Source organism: Lujinxingia sediminis, assembly GCF_004005565.1.
In the GTDB taxonomy this organism is placed as follows: domain Bacteria; phylum Myxococcota_A; class Bradymonadia; order Bradymonadales; family Bradymonadaceae; genus Lujinxingia; species Lujinxingia sediminis.
Genome location: NZ_SADD01000001.1, coordinates 723,594 through 742,035, shown reverse-complemented (window position 1 = coordinate 742,035; position 18,442 = coordinate 723,594). Strand labels below are relative to the sequence as shown.

Below are 18,442 nucleotides of genomic sequence, written 5' to 3'. Positions count from 1 at the left end.
GCTCTCATCAGCCGGCAAGGTCCGGCGCATACGGTCGTCTATGGAAACCCGGTGGCCTCTCCAGCTTAGTCTTGACGACGGCGCTCTCGAAGCGCTCAGCGTCTACGACAAGCCTCTTTACCTCAAGCGGCGTGGCGCTCAGGCGCTGGTGATCGATACCGATGAGGAGCGTAGTACGCGCCATTGCGCCCTACCTGCAAGTTGCAGCGCGCTGCGCTTTCTTCCGAACTTCGGTGAGCGGGCGTTGCTGGCCTTCCCCACCCCACAGCTTCTATGTCCGGCCGGGCTCACCATGCAAGTGGTGCTGGGACTGCCCCTGGGCCTGCGCATCGAAGCGCTGCACCCGGGTGGCAGTGTGCATCTTATGGATTTGCCTGCGCCGCACACCTCACCGGGACTTTACGGGCCGGTGGACTCCGGGCAGATCTGCACCTCCTTTCGGGCGCCAGTTTGCGCGCCCGACGCCGGCCAGGGTCTTGACGAGCATCCGATCTGCGCGCTCGATCTTCGACTCCCCGACGAGACACGCTTTGCGTTATGGGCGACGATCCCGCTGACCGTCACCAACACCACGCCGGAGCCGCGCGAAGTCAGCAAAATCATGCTTCCCACTGCCTCATTGGGTCTGTACCGCCGCCCGGATCGCGATCGTTTATGCACCAGTCAGGTGCAGATGCGCCTGCTCGGCCCCAATGAAGCCGAGGTGCTCATCGACGACGGCCCCGAAGGCGGTGAAGCGATCGCCCATAGCGGTCGCAAGCCCAACGCCCACGAGACGCGCCGCGCCTATACCTTTTTGCACGCCTACCGCGCCAAGACCGGCCTGGAGCACGGCTTTTAAGCCCCAGACACCCCTATGAATGAGACCATCAACCGCTGGCTTACTCGCCTGGGCGGCTGGGAAGGCGTGGAGCCTTATATCCTGGGCGTCTTCTGGGTCATTGTGGGCTACTTCATCGCCAAGTTTTTTGCTCGCGGCGTGGAGCGCGTGGTGCGCCTTCGTCACGGCGCAAGCCCGCACAGCGCTGTCATCGCCAGCAAGACCGCGTTCTACGGCGCCTTTATGCTCGTGGTGCTCATCGCGCTCAGCGCGCTGGGCGTACAGCTGAGCGGACTTCTGGCCGCTGCCGGCATCTTCACTGTCGCGCTGGGATTCGCCGCGCAGACCAGCGTCTCCAACATCATCTCGGGCTTCTTTCTCTTTATGGACCGGCCCTTCTCCATCGATGACACCGTCAAGATCGACACCACGCTGGGCACCGTCATCTCCATCGATCTTCTGAGCACGCGTATCCGCACCTTCGACAACCTGATGGTGCGTATCCCCAACGAAGTGCTGCTCAAGAGCACCATCATCAACTACACCCTCTACGGCGTACGCCGCATTGAGGTGCCGGTGCGGGTGCCTTTTGAGTGTGAACTTCAGCTGCTGCAGCGAAAGCTCACCCATACGATGCATGCGCTCCCCACGATTCTCGATGAACCGGCCCCGATTGTGCTGATCGACCGTTTTGGCGAAAACGGCATGGAACTTCTGGTGCGGGCCTGGTCCGAGCGCCAGAACTACGTCTCGGCCAAAAGCGAATTGACCGGCGCGATTCACGCCCGGTTGCGTGAACTGGGCGTGGAGGTTCCCCTTCCCCAGCGGGTGCTGCACCTCAGTGAAGCCATGCAGGGCTCCGCGCTGGTCTCAACGCTTCGTGAGACTGGCACCTCACCAGACGTGCGAACACGCCGCACCGCGCGCGAAGATGCAGTAGCCATCACCTCCGGAGACTCTCCGGCCTGAGAGCCGCCTCCAACACGAGGAGGGCCGGTTAAGCATCGAGCCGTTGAATCACTCGCCGCGCCATACTCTGCAGGGTCCCCGCATCGTGGAGCTGCTCCAAAAAAGCGTCGGTTTCCACACCACTCTCCCCGGCCTGCAAAAGACGTGTGCCCCCCTGCTCTCCACATTGCTGCAAGTGCGCCTGAACCAGCGCATGATCGAAACAACGCTCCATAAATCGTACGCTGCCCGGATGCCCGTGCCAGAGCGAAGCACAGGCCTCCACCAGCTCTTCGGCGTACGTCTCACTGCCCAGGTATCCCGGCGTACAGGGGCGGCGATAGCCGAAACGCCCCAGCAACGTCGTGGCCACATAGATGTTCGCCACAAACCCTTCGATCAACGCGCGCGCCGACTCCTCCAGTCGGTCACACCCGTAGAGCGCAAGCCCCCGGTTGTAGAGGACCGCCGGCTCCACAGGCACCGCCTCATAGCAACGCAGCGCCTCGTGCAGCAGCCCCATGCGGTGGTAGGCCTCGCCGGCCAGAAAAAGACACCCGATGTACTGCTCCGAGAAGTTGATGCCCAGCCACTCGAAGTGGCGCTGGGCCGCCTCCAATTCGCCGAGGCGATAGAGACAAAGCGCGCGGCCTTCCACGGCGCGCAGCACCGGGTCATCGCCGCTCTCCACCTCTGCGGTGTTTAGCCCCTCGGAGAAGACCACCTCCATCGCGCGTCGATAGGAGCGCTCCGCCTCCACCAGATCGCCCTGCTCCCAGGCGATGAGCCCCAGATAGCTTAAAAACTCAAAGTCCTGAGGGAAGCGCTCCACCGCCTGGGCCAACACGCCGCGAGCCTCGCCATAACTCTGCGAGGCAATCGCCTCGAGCGCCCGCTGCAGAAAGGGCTCGCGTCCGGCAAGCTCCGGATCGACCGGCGCATCCGCATCGAGCAGCCGATCGAGCTCCAGGCGAAGCTGGGAGAGCAGCTCTCGCATGCGATCGCGGGACTCCGGGCGAAATTCCGAGAGCGACTCCACACCTTTCAATACCCGACAGGCGTCACCCAAAAGCTCAAGCAATACTTTCATAGACCTTCCAGCGTCACTTTCACAATCCCACAGGCAACACATGAAGCCTGCACGGCCGGGGGCCAGGCAAAGAGGCCGCTCTCAGTACCCGTTAAGGCTCGTCGAGATCGGCAGCGCCGTCAAAAAATTTCCCCCTGCCCCTCGACTCCCGCCTCCTATTCCGCCAACGCCCGATCGACTCGAGGACCGCCTGACGCGGCCCGACGCCCGTGCCCTTGTTGATTCAGCGCTTCCCCCCGTGCTAAACACCGCCCCATTGACCGCGCGCGCGGAAGACTCTCGCGAGCAAGGCTGTTCTTTGCTCCCTATGCTTCGGCCGATCTCGCGTTGCCGCGGCCCCACTCTCAGCTCGAACTCGCCATACAATGTGGACGCCATGATGACTCCCAACGAACTTCGCAGCCGCTTCCTCGCCTTCTTCGAAGAGCACGACCACCGCGTGGTCCCCTCCTCGCCAGTCGTCCCCCAGGCCGACCCGACGCTGCTCTTTACGAACGCGGGCATGAACCAGTTCAAGGACTTGCTCCTCGGCAACGAAACCCGAGACTACACACGCGCAGCCAGCGTGCAGAAGTGCGTGCGCGCCGGTGGCAAGCACAATGACCTCGACGAGGTCGGCAAAGACGGCCGCCACCTGACCTTCTTCGAGATGCTCGGCAACTGGTCCTTTGGCGACTACTACAAGCGCGAGTCCATCAAGTGGGCATGGGACTTTCTGCTCAACGAACTCAAGCTCGATAAGGACCGCCTCTACGTCACGATCTATAAAGACGACGACGAGTGCTTCGACATCTGGACCCAGGAGATGGACGTCGCCCCCGAGCGCGTCTTGCGTCTGGGCGATATCGAAGTCGGCGACGAGGAGAACTTCTGGTCGATGGGCCCCACCGGCCCCTGCGGCCCCTGCACCGAGATTCACTACGATCTTCACCCCGAGCAGGGCCCCCTCGAGTTCAAAGAGGGTTACGACGACGACCGCATCAACGAGATCTGGAACCTCGTCTTTATGGAGTTCAATCGCGACGAAGACGGCACGCTCAACCCGCTGCCGATGAAGAGCGTCGATACGGGCCTTGGGCTGGACCGCACCGCGATGGTGCTGGCCGAACGCGATAACGTCTTCCACACCGAGCTTTTCACCCCGATCTTCAAGACCCTCTTTGAACTTCTGGGCGACGACGCCGATCGCGATCTGGAAGCCTTCTACAAAGCCGCCAACTTCTCGGACTACGCCGTGATCGCCGACCATGTGCGCACGGTGACTTTTGCCATCTGTGACGGGGCGAAGTTCGCCAATGATGGGCGCGGCTACGTGCTGCGCCGCATCCTGCGTCGTGCGGTGCGCCACGGGCGCAACCTGGGCTTTGGGGGCCCCTTCCTTCACAAGGTCGCGGCGACAGTGGTCGAGGCCTATGGCGAGGTCTACCCTGAGCTGCGCGCCACCGGCCAGGAGGCCGGGGAACTGATTCGCCTTGAAGAAGAGCGCTTCTTCCGCAACCTGGACCGCGGCCTGGAGCTTTTCGAAGACGCCGCAGCCCGCGTCGAATCCGAGGGCCAGAAGACCCTCAGTGGCGAAGAAGTCTTCCAGCTTCATGCAACCTTTGGCTTCCCGCCGGATCTTACCGAGATCATGGCCGAGGAGCGCGGCATGAGCATCGACTGGGAGGGCTACGAGTCGTTGTGGAAAGAGCACCAGGAGACCAGCCGCGGCAAAGACATGTACGCCGACGCCGCCGGTGTGGGCGACTGGGTGACCCTGGAGGAAGGCACCGCCGATACCTTCGTGGGCTACGACCAGCTCGAAGCCACCACCACCGTGCGCAAGGTGCGCACGATCGCCACGGGCTACGAAGTTCTTTTGGCCACGACGCCCTTCTATGCCGAAAGTGGCGGCCAGGTCGGTGACCGCGGCGAGCTGATCAGCAGCGATGGCGAGGTGGTGCTCAAGGTCGAAGACACCCAGAAGGCTCCCATCGGCATCGTCCACCGCGTCAGCGTGGTCGAGGGTGAGCCCAACTTTAAGGGTGAGTTCGTCGCAAAGGTCGACGCACGCCATCGCCAGAAGACGGCCAGCAACCACACCGCGACCCACCTCCTGCATGCTGCGCTTCGCGATGAGGTCGACAACGCCATCTTCCAGGCCGGCTCACTCGTATCTCCGGAACGCCTTCGCTTTGACTTCAGCTACGGCAAGCCCCTGACCTCCGAGGAGCTCCGCCGCATTGAGGCCCGCGTCAACCGCCAGATCCGCGAGCACCACCGCGTCGGCTGCCACACCGGCGTCGACCGCGACACGGCCGTCGAGGAGATGGGCGCGATGGCCATCTTCGGCGAGAAGTACGGTGATACCGTGCGCGTGGTCGAGATTCCCGGCGAATCGGTGGAGCTCTGTGGTGGCACGCACGTCACCAACACGGGTGATATCGCTCTCTTCCGCATCACCAGCGAGTCCAGCGTCGCCGCCGGCATCCGTCGTATTGAGGCGCTCACCGAGGAAGGCGCGCTCCAGGCCTTCCAGAAAGAGCGCGACCAGCTCCAGAAACTGGCCGAACTCTTTAAGTCGGATGTGGCCAACCTCAATGACCGGGCCCGCGCCATCCTCGACGATCGCAGCCGCCTGGAGCGCGAGGTCGACAGTCTCTCGCAAAAGCTCGCCAACCGCGGCGCCGACGCCCTGCTCGACGAAGCCGCCGAGGTTGATGGCCTTAAGGTCATCGCCACCTCGGTCGCCGCCGGCACCCGCGACCAGCTGATGGCTTACGCCGATAACCTCCGCGAGAAGCTCGGCCAGGGCGAAGCCGTCGTGCTGCTCGCCAGCGAGATCGACGAGAAGGCCGCGCTCATCTGCGTGGTGACCGACGCCGCATTCAAAGCCCGCAAAGTGAAAGCCGGCGACCTCATCAACCGCGTCTCCAGCCACGTCGATGGGCGCGGCGGCGGACGCCCCACCCTGGCGCAGGCCGGCGGCCAGAACCCCGCCGGTATTCCAGCAGCCGTGGAGGCCTTTGTGGGCGCGGTGCGCGATGCGCTGAGCTGAGGCTCCGATAAAGCACACAAAAAAGCCCGGGCTCCATGAGCCCGGGCTTTTTTTATAAAAACGTACCTACGATACATGACGACGTTCTTACATGATGCGCGTGAGACGCCCCTGCCTCAATCCTGCTCCGCAGCCTCGGCGCTGGCAGTCGCCGCAACACCTACCTCGTTCATCGAGAGCGTTGCGATCGCAGCTGCAAAGAGTGAGAGCGCCACAATCGCCGCCACAAAGTAGCCCTGGCGACGGCGCAGCGCGCGAACCTCGTCGGAGAGCGCGTCGATGAGCTCCGCACCGCGCTGCGCACCCACGCTCAATTCCTCAACGCGGGCGGTGGCCTCCTCCAGCGCCTCTTCGCTGGCAACCAGCTGAGCGCGGTAGGTAGCAACCTCCACGGAGGTCTCACTGGCCGGTCGGAGTGCCTGGTCACTCATCTGCTCGCGGGCGTCTCGGAGCGCGCGGGCAACATCCCTACGCTCCTGAGCAAAAAGCGCGGCGACCTTTGCACCGAGTCCCCCACGAAGCGCTTCGAGATCGACGCCCAGCCCGGTCAGATATCCCCGAATCGCCGCGCCAAACTCACCCGCACGCTGATAACGGGCTGCCGGATCGCGCTCCAGCGCACGCATGATGATCGGGTCAATCTCCGCCGGAACCCACTCCGAAACTTTACTCGGAGCATCGAAGGGTTCGTGCAAAAGCGCCTCTTTCACCTCCTCGACCGACCCCCGTCGGAAGAGGCGCTGCGCACTGACAAGTTCATAGACAATCACCCCCAGACTAAAGATGTCGGAGCGCCCGTCCACTCCCTCACCGCGGCATTGCTCGGGGCTCATGTAGGCAAACTTTCCGCCGATCAGCTCATCGCCGCCCGCCGCCGTCTCCCCCACCACCTGCGCGATGCCAAAATCAAAGACGCGTGTGACTCCCTGATAGGTCACCATCAGGTTCTGCGGGCTGATATCACAGTGTACGATCGAGTAGCTCTGCTGATCGATATCCACGAAGTCGTGCACGTAATCGAGGCCCTCACACGCGTCCGCCACGATGAGCAGCGACTCGTGAAGGCTCAACCCGTCCCCCTGCGCAAACGCCCGCTGCGCCAGGTCGGCAACGGTCTGACCGGCCACATAGTCCATGACCATAAAGTGCTCATCGCCCACCTGCTTGGCGTCGTGCACCGTCACCACATGCGGGTGGGAGAAGCGCGAGGAGACCGTCGCCTCCTTATAAAAAAGCGCCTCAAAGCGGCGGTCTCCCAGATTTCGGTCGGGAATTCCCTTGATCACCACCGGCCGAAAGAAGCCGTGCGGCCCACCACGCGCCGCAAGAAACACCGCCGACTGCCCACCTTTGGCCAGATGGGCCAGCAGTCGATATTCCCCCAGCTGTCGGTTCTCGCGTTCCACGCTTCGCCTACGTCTAATACGCGTCGGGCCGACCGCACACACTATGCGGTCCCTCAGACCCAACGGAGTCACCCGATCGAAGGGGCGATTGTAAAGAGGGCCGATCGACGGTGTCAATCGGCCCTCTGCTTACTCGCGCCCGTCGGGCTCACTCACCCCTATCCGACCGCTTCACTCAACGATCACGGTCTGCTGGGCGCTAAACGTCGCGCTGAGCTGCCAGGCGTCGTTCTCACCATCCTCATCGTAGTCGTAGTTCACCGATTCCGGCCCGCCGAAGAGCTGGGTGAGAGCAAGCGGCTCTTGCCCGGGAACAATGGTCAGCCCCACACCTTCGATCTCCGAGAGAAGCACGAAACCACTGAGCATCCCGTCATTGATCACCGGGTTCTCGCCAGCCGCGTCAGCCTGAATCTTCGCGTCGATGGCCAGGTCGCGAATCGGAATCACCGTCTTGTTGATGTCACCGCCCGACTCCACCGTCGCCACAAAGCTCAAAAGCGGCAAGGTCGCCTCAAAGTCGCCATTCGCCGCGATGGTGCCGGCCGCCGCTTCGGGCTCCTCGACCTCTTCATCCCAGACATACTCACCGGCGGTGTTGGTCTTGAGTCCCGCCCCGCCGCGCACCTGCAGGGTGCCCGCCTCGGTGTCGATCTCGCGAAGTTCCACCAGCACCACGACCGGGTAGTCCAGGTCCTGATCCAGGAAGTACTCAAGGGGGCTGTTGAGTGAGAAGCCCGGCGTGCCCCGCTCAAACGCAAAGGCGTTGAAGCGCATATCGTACTGCGCCGCAAAGTCCGGCTCCTCCGCGTAGTCGCCACCGGTATCGTCACCGGTTTCCACGCCCGCGTCGACCTCCTCATTGGACTCGCCACCGCATGCGGCCGTCGCGAGTAACCCTGCCGACACTAACCACACCATCCACGCATTCGACATCTTCATGGCTCTACCTCATCCAGGTTCAAGTGCGGCAGCGGGTGCCGACCCAATTCACAGTTGCCTTCAGGCGTCCAGCGGCTCCAGCGGACCAAACCCGACAAGCTGCTCAAAGAGCGCAAAGCGCTCTTCAATCGCCTTCGTATTCAGATCGCGCAGCGCATTGAGGCTGAAGTCTTCCACGCAGAAGCTCGCCATCACACAGCCCACCACGGTGGCCTGGCGAAGCTCCTTCGTTCCAATGGTCTCACAGCTCGACAGATACCCCAGAAGCCCGCCGGCGAAGGTGTCACCGGCCCCGGTGGGATCGAAGACCGACTCCAGCGGGTAAGCTGGCGCAAAGAAGATCTCCTCGCCACTGAAGAGCAACGCGCCGTACTCACCGCGCTTGATCACCAGATGTTTCGGACCACGAGCCTGAATCGCGCGAGCCGCCTTGACCACGTTGGCTTCGCCGCCGAGCTTGCGCGCTTCGCCCTCGTTGATCACCAGCATATCGACCTTACTCAGGACCCGCTCAAGCTCATCGCGCCGGGGACCATCGATCCAGAAGTTCATCGTGTCGGCCACGACCAGACGCGGATTTTTGACCTGCTCCAACACCTCCAGCTGCAGGCTGGGGTCAATGTTGGCCAGAAATACGATCTCGGCGTCACGGTAGCTCTCGGGCAACTCCGGGTGGAAATCTCCAAAGACGTTGAGCTGGGTGTCGAGGGTGATGGCTTCGTTGAGATCAAAGCCGTATTTGCCCTCCCAGCGGAAGGTCTTGCCGGCGACGCGGTGAAGCCCCTCACAGTCGATCTGGCGGGAGCACAAAAAGTCGACCTCCTCCTGCGGGAAGTCTTCTCCAATCACCGCGACGAGCTGCACGTCGGTGAAATAACTGGCGGAGGTTGAGAAGAACATCGCCGATCCGCCGATCGCCTCTTCTGCCTTACCAAAAGGCGTCTCAACCGAATCAAACGCCACCGACCCTACGACCAAAAGACTCATGCCTGGACTCACTCCGTTCAGACGCACCACGGCGTCCGATGCTTTAATGAACTACGTGCTCGACCCATTCACTCTCAGGCGTTGGCCGGGCTCTCATTGCGAAACTTTTCCAGCCGCTTGCGCACATGCGGCGGCTCCTTCTCCCCGGGCTTACCGAGCTGACCACATGCGGCCATCTCATCGCGTCCCCGGGTGCGCCGACGGTACACGCCGACGTTGCGATCGACCAGATACTTCTGGAAGGCGTCGATACGCTCTTCCGGCGGAGTTTGGAAGGGCGTGCGCGGGTGGGGGTTAAAGGGGATGAGGTTGATCTTGGAGGGGATATCCCGCGTCAACTCAATGATGCGCTGCGCGTCTTCGAGCGTGTCATTCAAATCGCGAATCATCACGTATTCAAAGGTGATGCGCTCGCGGTTGGTCAACGGAAACTCTTTGAGCGCCGCCATCAACGTCTCCAGATCCCAGCGGTCGTTGACGGGCATGATCTGCCCGCGCGTCTCGTCGGTGGTCGCGTTGAGGCTGATGGCGAGCTGCACATCGGTCTCCTCACCCAGGCGCTTGATCGCCGGTACCAACCCGGAGGTCGAGACAGTGACTTTGCGTCGCGAGAAGTTCAGCCCCTGCTCATCGGTCAAAATATGAATCGCGCGGATGACGTTATCGACGTTATGCAGCGGCTCGCCCATGCCCATAAAGACGATGTTGCCGATATGCCCGTTGACCTCCCCCATCCGCCGGCGCGCCTGCACGACCTGCTCAACGATCTCAGCGGTGCTAAGATTACGCTTAAGCCCCATCTTCGCCGTGTAGCAGAAGGTGCAGCCCATCGCACACCCCACCTGGCTGGAGATGCACAGCGTATTGCGCCCCTCCGAGGGGATGTAAACGGTCTCAATGACCGCGCCGTCGTCACACTTAAAGGTGAGCTTGGTGGTGCCGTCGCTGGCCGTATGCGAGCCGTTGAACTCCAATGACGAGACACGCACCTTCGCACTGAGCTGCTCACGCAGCCCCTTGGAGAGGTTGGTCATCGCCTCAAAATCGTCGGCCAGGTGCAGGTAGAGCCATTGGTAGACCTGTTTGGCGCGAAATGCCTTCTCGCCAAACCCCTCGGCGAGCAACTTCTTGAGCTCAGCCTGTGTGAAGTTTTTCAGGTCAATGGGACCGAGTTCGTCGGTGCCCTGGCTCAGCGCTTCGAGCGCCTGGTCGATGCTCGGGGAGCGTTCGCGTCGCATGGGTGTCTCTCTCTCAGAAAAAAGGCGGCCGAACTGAGCCTACGCCGCGTGCGAAAGGATCTCAAATCGTGCCGCCACCTCAACACACGCATTCCCTACAAGGGTGCGTTGGCTGAGCATTCACCTTGCGCCAGCCCTGCAAGGCGCGAGGTGAAGACCGTCGCCAGCCCAACGCCGGCGACGGCCTCAAAACATCAGCCGCGCGAGAAAAGCTGCACGTCGCTGAAGAAGTACTTGATCTCGATCGCGGCGTTCTCCGCCGAGTCCGAGCCATGCACGGTGTTTTCGCCGATGTCGGTGGCGTAGAGCGCGCGCAGGGTCCCTTCGGCAGCTTCCGCCGGGTTGGTAGCACCCATGATCTCGCGGTTCTTGGCCACGGCATCTTCGCCTTCAAGCGCCATCACGACCACCGGGCCGCGGGTCATAAACTCAACGAGCTCACCGAAGAAGGGACGCTCTTTGTGTACAGCATAGAAGCCTTCGGCTTCGTGCTTGGCCAGGTGCGCCATGCGGATGCCCACCGGGGTGAGGCCTTCTTCTTCAAAACGCGCGATGATCTTGCCGATCACGTTCTTTTCCACGCCGTCGGGCTTGATGATGCTCAGGGTGCGTTCAATCGCCATCGTGTGTCTCCAGATTCAATCGTTGAATGTTGGTGTCGCTATCAAAACAAAGGGCGAACTTAGCCCATCGCTTTTTTGAGGGTCTCACCGATCTCGGCCGGCGAGCGCGAGACGGCAATACCTGCGGCCTCCATGGCCTTGAACTTCTCTTCGGCCGTGCCTTTGCCTCCGGAGATGATCGCACCGGCGTGGCCCATGCGCTTTCCGGGAGGGGCCGAGGCACCGGCGATAAAGCCCGCCACAGGCTTGCTCATGTTCTTCTGAACCCACTCGGCGGCCTCTTCTTCAGCCGTACCACCGATCTCGCCAATCATGACGACGGCTTCGGTGTCCGGGTCGGCCTCAAAGAGCTCAAGCGCATCGATGAAGTTCATGCCGTTGATCGGGTCGCCGCCGATACCGATGCAGGTGCTCTGCCCGATGCCCAGCGCGGTGAGTTGACCAACCGCCTCGTAGGTCAGCGTACCGGAGCGGCTCACAACGCCGACCTTACCCGGGAGGTGAATATGACCGGGCATGATGCCGATCTTGCACTTACCCGGGCTGATCACCCCGGGGCAGTTCGGGCCGAGAAGGCGCACGTTCTTGTCTTTGAGGTAGCGCACCACCGTGATCATGTCCTGAACGGGCACGCCTTCGGTGATGGCGACAATGAGCTCCACACCGGCATCCGCCGCTTCCATGATGGCATCGGCCGCAAAGGGCGGCGGCACGTAAATGACGCTGGCGTTGCACTGCGTCTCCGCGACAGCTTCAGCCACCGTATCGAAGACCGGCGCGCCGTGAACTTTCTGGCCGCTTTTGCCGGGGGTCACACCACCGACGACGTTGGTGCCGTACTCGATCATCTGCTCGGTATGAAAGCTACCGACCGAACCGGTGATCCCTTGCACGATCAGCCGGGTGGACTCGTCTACCATTACACTCATCTTCAACCTCTATATGTCTCTGGGCGGCGCCCCACTCTGAGGGGCGCTCGCGCCGGTCAACGCGTCTTGGTTTGCGCCGGGCCTATCAGCCCTGGGTCAGCTCGATGGCCTTGCGGGCGCCGTCGGCCATGCTGTCGGCGCTCACGATATCGAAGGGGCTCTCGTTGAGAATCTTCTTGCCGAGCTCCACGTTGGTGCCCGCCAGACGGACCACAAGCGGCACCTTCAGGCCCACTTCCTGAACCGCGTTGACCACGCCGTCGGCGATCACGTCACACTTCATGATGCCGCCGAAGATGTTGATGAAGATGGCCTTCACCGCCTCATCCTGCGTGATGATCTTGAAGGCTTCGGCGACGGTTTCTTTGGTCGCTCCACCCCCGACATCCAGGAAGTTGGCCGGCTCGCCGCCGTAGTGCTTGATGATGTCCATGGTGCCCATGGCCAGACCGGCGCCGTTCACCATGCAACCGATGTTGCCGTCGAGACTCACGTAGCTCAGCCCGTGCTTCTTCGCTTCGAGTTCGGCGGGATCTTCCTCAGACACATCGCGCAGCGCTTCCACGTCCGCGTGACGGTAGAGCGCGTTGTCATCGAAGTTGACCTTGGCATCGAGGGCGATGAGGTCGCCGGAGCCGGTCACCACAAGCGGGTTGATCTCGACGATGGAGGCGTCTTTTTCGACGAAGAGCTTGTAGAGCGCCTTCATGAACTTGACCGCCTTGAACACCGCTTTGCCTTCCAGGCCCAGCGCGAACGCGACCTGACGGCCCTGGAAGTCGGCCATGCCGGTGAGCGAGTCGATGAAGACCTTGTGGATCTTCTCGGGGGTATTCTCGGCGACATCTTCGATGTCGACGCCACCCTCGGTCGAGGCCATCAGCACCACGCCGTCGCGAGCGCGGTCAACGACCATGCCAAGGTAGAGTTCGCGGGCGATGTCGACGCCGCTCTCGACGTAGAGACGACGCACGACCTGGCCTTCGGGGCCGGTCTGGTGGGTGACCAGCGTCGAGCCGAGCAGCTCGGCAGCGATCTCGCGAACTTCGTCAAGGCTCCTGGCGAGCTTAACGCCACCGGCCTTGCCGCGACCGCCGGCGTGAATCTGGGCCTTGACCACCCAGAGCTCTCCGCCGAGCTCTTCGGCGGCCTTCACCGCCTCGTCGACGCTAAACGCCGCGGTCCCCTGGGGGACGGTCACCCCGTACTCGCGAAAGATCTGCTTGGCCTGATACTCATGGATGTTCATACGAACTTACCTGCCGTTGGAAGATCAACCTACGCGCAGCGCGACCCGCTTAGCCGGCCTCCACGCCCTGCCAAAATCACAAAATGAGCGGCCCGCAAAGCGGGGCCGCCGCCTTATTACCGCCGGGGTGCCAGCGCGTCAAGGCGGCCTGCCCGCCCATTTTTGACTCGCCAGCCCGCCCGGCCATCGCCTTATTTGATGCCCATACCGACATAGGTCAGGGGCACTTCCAGCACCCGGGCGAAAACCTGGCCGATCTGATGCGTCTCCCCCTTATTAGGCGACGCCTCGACGATGGGCACGAGCCTCCCCTGCGCATCCCGCAGGAGCAATGAGAAGGCGTGCACCCGGGTGCCTTCGCCGTCGCTGGAGATCGGGTAGTGCGTCATGCCAAAGACCAACTCCTCGACCTCATCAAAGGTCACCGCGAGCTCCGTACCCTGTACAGGCCAGGTCACAATGCCCCGCATCAAGTCGAGCTCGCATAGAAGGTGCTCTTCCAGGCTGGTCTTCTTGCCAAGTTTGAGCATGACCGAGCCGGCCACGACCGCGAGCATCACCCAGAGCAAGTCCCACATCGACTGCAACCCGGAGGTACCACGAAAAACAATCATCGCCGCGAGCAGCCCCGCCAGCATCACCGCCCCCCAGAAGCCCCAGGGGACCACCGACGGATTATCGCGCTCACCAAGGACCTGCAGCGCGCGCCCGGGGCGCTCCTTTAGATAAGGGCTGTAGACCATGCTGGCCCCGGGGGCTGACACAATCTGGGCCCGTGCTGCTTCGCTTGAAACCGCCTTTTTGCCCCATGTCACGGGGAGCTTCTCATCCATCGCCACTTCTCGGGTCAGTCCCAGTTCAACGAGCGCCATCATCGCCTCCTTCGTCTTAGAAAGTCCATATGGCGAGTGCGCAGCTCACCAGAACGCTTTGGTGGTGGGATGATGTGCACGCCCTTAAAGTCACAAAACACTTTCTCAATGAAAAGGACTCGCCACGGCAAAGAGCGCCGTCGTTGACACTGCGCTAAAGCGCGTGTTTTAGTCCGCGATTGCATCGACGCCCTGCGTCAATTTCGCCCGGCCCACCTCGCACGACGACTTCCGGGCATGAACCTTTGATGATCCCTAGTAAGGAGCAGCTCGTGAGTACCTTCCTCGATCAGCACAAGCGCACCCATATGTGTGGCGAGCTCAGCGAGAGCCAGATCGGTCAGACCGTCACCCTGGTCGGCTGGGTCGCCAGCCACCGTGACCTCGGCGGCATGGTCTTTGTCGATCTCCGCGACCGCACCGGCATCTGCCAGTTGCGCTTTGATCCGGATCTGGATGAGGCGACGCTCTCCCGCGCCGGTCAGCTCCGCTCGGAATGGTGCGTGGCGATCATCGGAGAGGTGGTCAGCCGTGGCGAGAACGTCAACGAAGATCGCTCCACCGGCGCTGTCGAAGTCGTCGTCCGGACGCTTGAGGTCTTCTCCGAGGCCAAGACTCCCCCCTTTGCTATCCGCGACGATTGCGACGCCAACGAGAACCTGCGTCTGGAATACCGCTACCTGGACCTCCGTCGCCCCTTGTTGCAGCGCTCGCTGCTCACACGAAGCAAGGTCTACTCGCTCACCCGAAACTACCTCACCTCGCAGGGATTCGGAGAGTTCGAGACCCCCGTGCTCACCCGCTCCACCCCGGAAGGTGCCCGCGACTATCTCGTGCCCAGCCGCGTGCACCCGGGCAAGTTCTTCGCACTGCCGCAATCGCCGCAGATCTTTAAGCAGCTTTTGATGGTCTCCGGCTTCGACCGCTACTTCCAGATCGTCAAATGCTTCCGCGACGAAGATCTGCGTGCTGACCGCCAGCCGGAGTTCACCCAGATCGATATGGAGCTCTCCTTTGTGACCGCCGAAGACGTGATGAAGGTCTGCGAGGGCCTCATCAAGTCGATCTTCGAGGGCACGCTGGACATCGCGATCACCCTGCCCTTTGAGCGCATGGCCTACGCCGAGGCGATGCGCCGCTTTGGCGTGGACAACCCCGATCTTCGCTTTGGCATGGAGATCTGCGACGTCAGCGAGCTTGTGGCGACGAGCGGCTTCAAGGTCTTCAGCGCGACCGTGGAAGCCGGCAACACCGTGCGCGGCCTCTGCATCAAAGGCGGCGCCGAGACGCTCAGCCGCAAAGACATCAACGGGCTCGAAGACATCGTCAAAGTCTACGGCGCTAAAGGCCTGGCCTGGGCCAAGGTGGGTGAAGGAGAGTGGAGCGGCTCGATCGCCAAGTTCTTCGACGACGACGCCCGCGCGGCCATCGAGCAGAAGATGGGCGCCGAGGCCGGCGATCTCGTCGTGTTTGTTGCCGACCGCGAGTCGGTGGTCAACCCGGCGCTGGGCAACCTGCGTAAGCAGCTCGGAAAAGACCTGGGCCTGGCCGATCCCGACGCCTTCCGCTTTGTTTGGATCACCGAGTTCCCGATGTTCGAGGCCGACGAAGAAGAGGGCCGCCTTTACGCGATGCACCACCCCTTCACCAGTCCGCTTCCCGAGGACTTCGACAAGCTCAAGACGGACCCGCTCTCGGTGCGTGCCCAGGCCTACGACCTCGTACTCAACGGCAACGAGATCGGCGGTGGCTCCATTCGTATCCACCGCCAGGATGTGCAGAACAACGTCTTTGAGCTCCTCGGACTTTCGCAGGAAGAGGCCAACGAGAAGTTCGGATTCCTGCTCAAGGCGCTGACCTACGGCACCCCGCCCCACGGCGGCATCGCCTTCGGCGTGGACCGCCTGGTGATGCTGCTCACCGGCGCGGCCAGTCTGCGCGACGTCATTGCCTTCCCGAAGACCACTCGGGCGGCCGACCTGATGTCGGAGGCGCCCAGCGCCGTCGACACGGCCCAGCTCGATGAACTCAGCCTGAGCGTGCGCGCCCGCGAAGCGGCGATCGAACACGAAACCGAATAATATCAACACCTTAACACATCAACCACTACCCCGGGCGACCTGCATGGCAGGCGCTTCGGGGTAGTTGACAGAGTTTTAGAGGGTCCAGTAGCTTACGCCCTCTTTGATGGCGAGCCTGCGCGCGCCTGAGTGCGCCCGGTTGTGTTCGCCGGATGCTAACGTCTTAAAGTGATCGTTGAACCTGGCCGGCGCGGCTCTGCGTCTTCGCCACACGTCCTGGTCCGACCCCTGGAGCGGTAAAGTTCATGCCGAGAACATTCAAAGCCACCCTCGCCCTGATCGGAGTCCTGATCGTGGTTGCCCTGCTGGCGATTGTCAGCATCGCGCAATCCTACCAGGCCAACAAAAAGATCATTGAAGTCAACCGCAGCCTGGGTGACCTCAATCGCATCACCGAGCGCATCCTCTCGCAGCTGGAGTCGGGTGTGGCTGTGGCCGGCAACGCCGGCGGGGGTGCCGGCGCCTCGAACGACCGTTACGCCGCCGCCATCAACGATCCCGACAACCTGCTCAGCCCGGCCACCGACCAGCTCATCGCCCCCAACGCGGTGCAGGGTGGCACGCTCAAGCGCCTGATCTCCAGCGACCCCAAAGGGTTCAACTGGCTGACCGAAAACTCAGTCGACGTGACCGAGATTCAGTCTTACGTGCACAGCGGCTTTGTGCGCCAGGACTTCAACAACCCGGACAACTTCGTCTCGGACCTGGCCTACATGGTCAAAGTCAACGACGAGAACACCGAGTACACCGTCAGCCTGCGCGAAGGTGTATACTGGCATGTGCCCAAAGTTGACTTCAGCAAGCCGGAGTTTGAGTGGCTGCGCGAGCCGCGTGAGCTCACGGCCGAAGACGCCATCTTCTACTTCGAGATGGCGATGAACCCCCAGGTGGAAGCCGGCTTTATCAAGAGCTACGTCGAAGACATCGAAAAGGTCGAAGTCATCGACCGCTACACCTTCAAGGTCACCTGGAAGCGCCCGGTTTACCACTCGCGCACCACCACGCTGATGGCCTATCCGCTGCCCAAATGGCTCTTCTCACGCGACCGCGAGGGCAACGAACTCCCCGCAGAGAGCATCCCGGTGGAGTTCAACACCCACTGGTCGGCAGACTACCCGATCGGAACCGGCCCCTACCTCTTCGACAGCTACACCCCGAGCGGTCAGATCGTGCTCACCAAGAACCGCGACTACTTCGGCGCGAAGCCTCCGATTGAGCGCATCGAATTCCACATCATCAAAGACCCTGAGCAGGGCTTCGCTCGCCTGCTCAGCGGCCAGCTCGACTTTTTGCCCAAGCTTCCCGAGCCCCGCTACCGCAGCGAGATCATGAACGCCGGCGCCAACAGCCCCTTTAAGAACGGCAAACTTGAGCACGAAATCATCGACGCCTTCGCCTACTACTACGTGGGCTGGAACATGGATAAGCCGATGTTCGCCGACCAGAAGGTGCGCCTGGCGATGACGCACGCCTTTAACCGTCAGAGCATCGTCGACAACGTGCTCAACGGCCTGGGTGAATTGCAGAGTGGTCCTTTCTACTATGACCACCCGGCCAACGACCCGACGATTGAGCCCATCCCCTTTGATCTTGAGCGCGCTGCGGCCCTTCTTGATGAAGCGGGCTGGGTGGATACCGACGGCGATGGCATCCGCCAGAAGAATGTCGATGGCGAGAACATCAACTTCAGCTTCACGCTGACCTCCTACAACCGCCCCACCGTGCGCAGCTGGGTGACCGTCTACCGTGAAGATCTTCGTAAGATCGGCGTGGAGATGCGTGGCGACTTCGTGGAGTGGCCGCTGATGCAGCGCCGCATGGACGACAAGCAGTTCGACGCCTTCACCGGCGGCTGGGGCTTGAGCTGGTTCAACGATCCCTTCCAGATCTGGCACTCCAGCCAGGCCGACATTCCCAAGGGCTCCAACCGCGTGGGCTTCCGCAATGCCGAGGCCGACGAGATCATCGAGACCCTGCGCGTGACCTTCGACACCGAAGAGCGCACCCGTCTTCTGCGTCGCTTCCACCAGATCGTGCATGAGGAGCAGCCCTACAGCTTCTTCTACGCGCCCAAGGAAGCGGTCGCCTGGAACCCGCGTCTTGAGAACGTGGTCTTCCAGAAGATTCGCCCGCAGACCTATTCGCTGCCCTGGTACATCGACGAGTCCGGCGAGTAAGCGGCGCCGGCGCCGAGGCAGGCCTCGGCGTTGTGCGCTTAAG

The 18,442-nt window shown here is 62.1% G+C and carries 14 protein-coding genes; 5 read left to right on the top strand and 9 right to left on the bottom strand.

Annotated elements, in window-relative coordinates; all coding sequences use genetic code 11:
• The first annotated feature begins 40 nt into the window (after positions 1–40).
• Complete coding sequence (locus EA187_RS03055; RefSeq protein ID WP_127779124.1) at positions 41–841, top strand: DUF432 domain-containing protein; 801 nt, start codon at positions 41–43, stop codon at positions 839–841.
• A gap of 15 nt (positions 842–856) precedes the next feature.
• Entirely contained in the window at positions 857–1,789 is a 933-nt protein-coding gene (locus EA187_RS03050) for a mechanosensitive ion channel family protein (protein WP_127779123.1), read from the top strand.
• A 28-nt stretch (positions 1,790–1,817) separates the two neighbouring features.
• Here the strand turns inward: EA187_RS03050 and EA187_RS03045 are convergent, their stop codons facing one another.
• Positions 1,818–2,858 (bottom strand): tetratricopeptide repeat protein, encoded by a 1,041-nt coding sequence (locus EA187_RS03045; protein ID WP_164855928.1) that lies wholly within the window; start codon positions 2,856–2,858, stop codon positions 1,818–1,820.
• 376 nt (positions 2,859–3,234) lie between these two features.
• Here EA187_RS03045 and alaS point away from each other — a divergent pair, with 376 nt between their 5' ends.
• Complete coding sequence (gene alaS, locus EA187_RS03040; protein ID WP_206524172.1) at positions 3,235–5,895, top strand: alanine--tRNA ligase; 2,661 nt, start codon at positions 3,235–3,237, stop codon at positions 5,893–5,895.
• A 116-nt stretch (positions 5,896–6,011) separates the two neighbouring features.
• Here alaS and EA187_RS03035 read toward each other — a convergent pair whose 3' ends face one another.
• The 8 genes from EA187_RS03035 to EA187_RS03000 all read right to left on the bottom strand — a co-directional run bounded on the left by EA187_RS03035 (position 6,012) and on the right by EA187_RS03000 (position 14,141).
• Positions 6,012–7,301: a serine/threonine protein kinase gene (locus EA187_RS03035; RefSeq protein WP_164855927.1), complete on the bottom strand. Its 1,290-nt coding sequence runs from the start codon at positions 7,299–7,301 to the stop codon at positions 6,012–6,014.
• A 171-nt stretch (positions 7,302–7,472) separates the two neighbouring features.
• Entirely contained in the window at positions 7,473–8,243 is a 771-nt protein-coding gene (locus tag EA187_RS03030; protein WP_127779120.1) for a hypothetical protein, read from the bottom strand.
• A 60-nt stretch (positions 8,244–8,303) separates the two neighbouring features.
• Positions 8,304–9,230 carry a PfkB family carbohydrate kinase gene (locus EA187_RS03025; RefSeq protein ID WP_115602980.1) on the bottom strand — a complete coding sequence of 309 codons (927 nt, stop codon included), beginning with the start codon at positions 9,228–9,230 and terminating at the stop codon, positions 8,304–8,306.
• 74 nt (positions 9,231–9,304) lie between these two features.
• Positions 9,305–10,468 carry a dual-specificity RNA methyltransferase RlmN gene (rlmN, locus tag EA187_RS03020; RefSeq protein WP_115602981.1) on the bottom strand — a complete coding sequence of 388 codons (1,164 nt, stop codon included), beginning with the start codon at positions 10,466–10,468 and terminating at the stop codon, positions 9,305–9,307.
• Between the two features lie 194 nt (positions 10,469–10,662).
• Positions 10,663–11,091, bottom strand: coding sequence for a nucleoside-diphosphate kinase (gene ndk / locus EA187_RS03015; protein WP_115602982.1), 429 nt, complete (start codon positions 11,089–11,091; stop codon positions 10,663–10,665).
• 59 nt (positions 11,092–11,150) lie between these two features.
• Positions 11,151–12,020, bottom strand: coding sequence for a succinate--CoA ligase subunit alpha (gene sucD, locus EA187_RS03010; RefSeq protein WP_115602983.1), 870 nt, complete (start codon positions 12,018–12,020; stop codon positions 11,151–11,153).
• An 85-nt stretch (positions 12,021–12,105) separates the two neighbouring features.
• The gene (gene sucC, locus EA187_RS03005) at positions 12,106–13,269 is read right to left on the bottom strand and encodes an ADP-forming succinate--CoA ligase subunit beta (RefSeq protein ID WP_127779119.1); all 1,164 of its coding nucleotides are present in this window, start codon (positions 13,267–13,269) and stop codon (positions 12,106–12,108) included.
• 191 nt (positions 13,270–13,460) lie between these two features.
• Positions 13,461–14,141, bottom strand: coding sequence for a hypothetical protein (locus EA187_RS03000; protein WP_127779118.1), 681 nt, complete (start codon positions 14,139–14,141; stop codon positions 13,461–13,463).
• Between the two features lie 272 nt (positions 14,142–14,413).
• Between EA187_RS03000 and aspS the strand changes: the two genes are divergently transcribed.
• Positions 14,414–16,222 carry an aspartate--tRNA ligase gene (gene aspS / locus EA187_RS02995; protein WP_347343325.1) on the top strand — a complete coding sequence of 603 codons (1,809 nt, stop codon included), beginning with the start codon at positions 14,414–14,416 and terminating at the stop codon, positions 16,220–16,222.
• Positions 16,223–16,467: 245 nt separating this feature from the next.
• On the top strand, positions 16,468–18,399 hold the full coding sequence (locus EA187_RS02990) for an ABC transporter substrate-binding protein (protein WP_115602987.1): 1,932 nt from the start codon (positions 16,468–16,470) through the stop codon (positions 18,397–18,399).
• Positions 18,400–18,442: the final 43 nt, after the last annotated feature.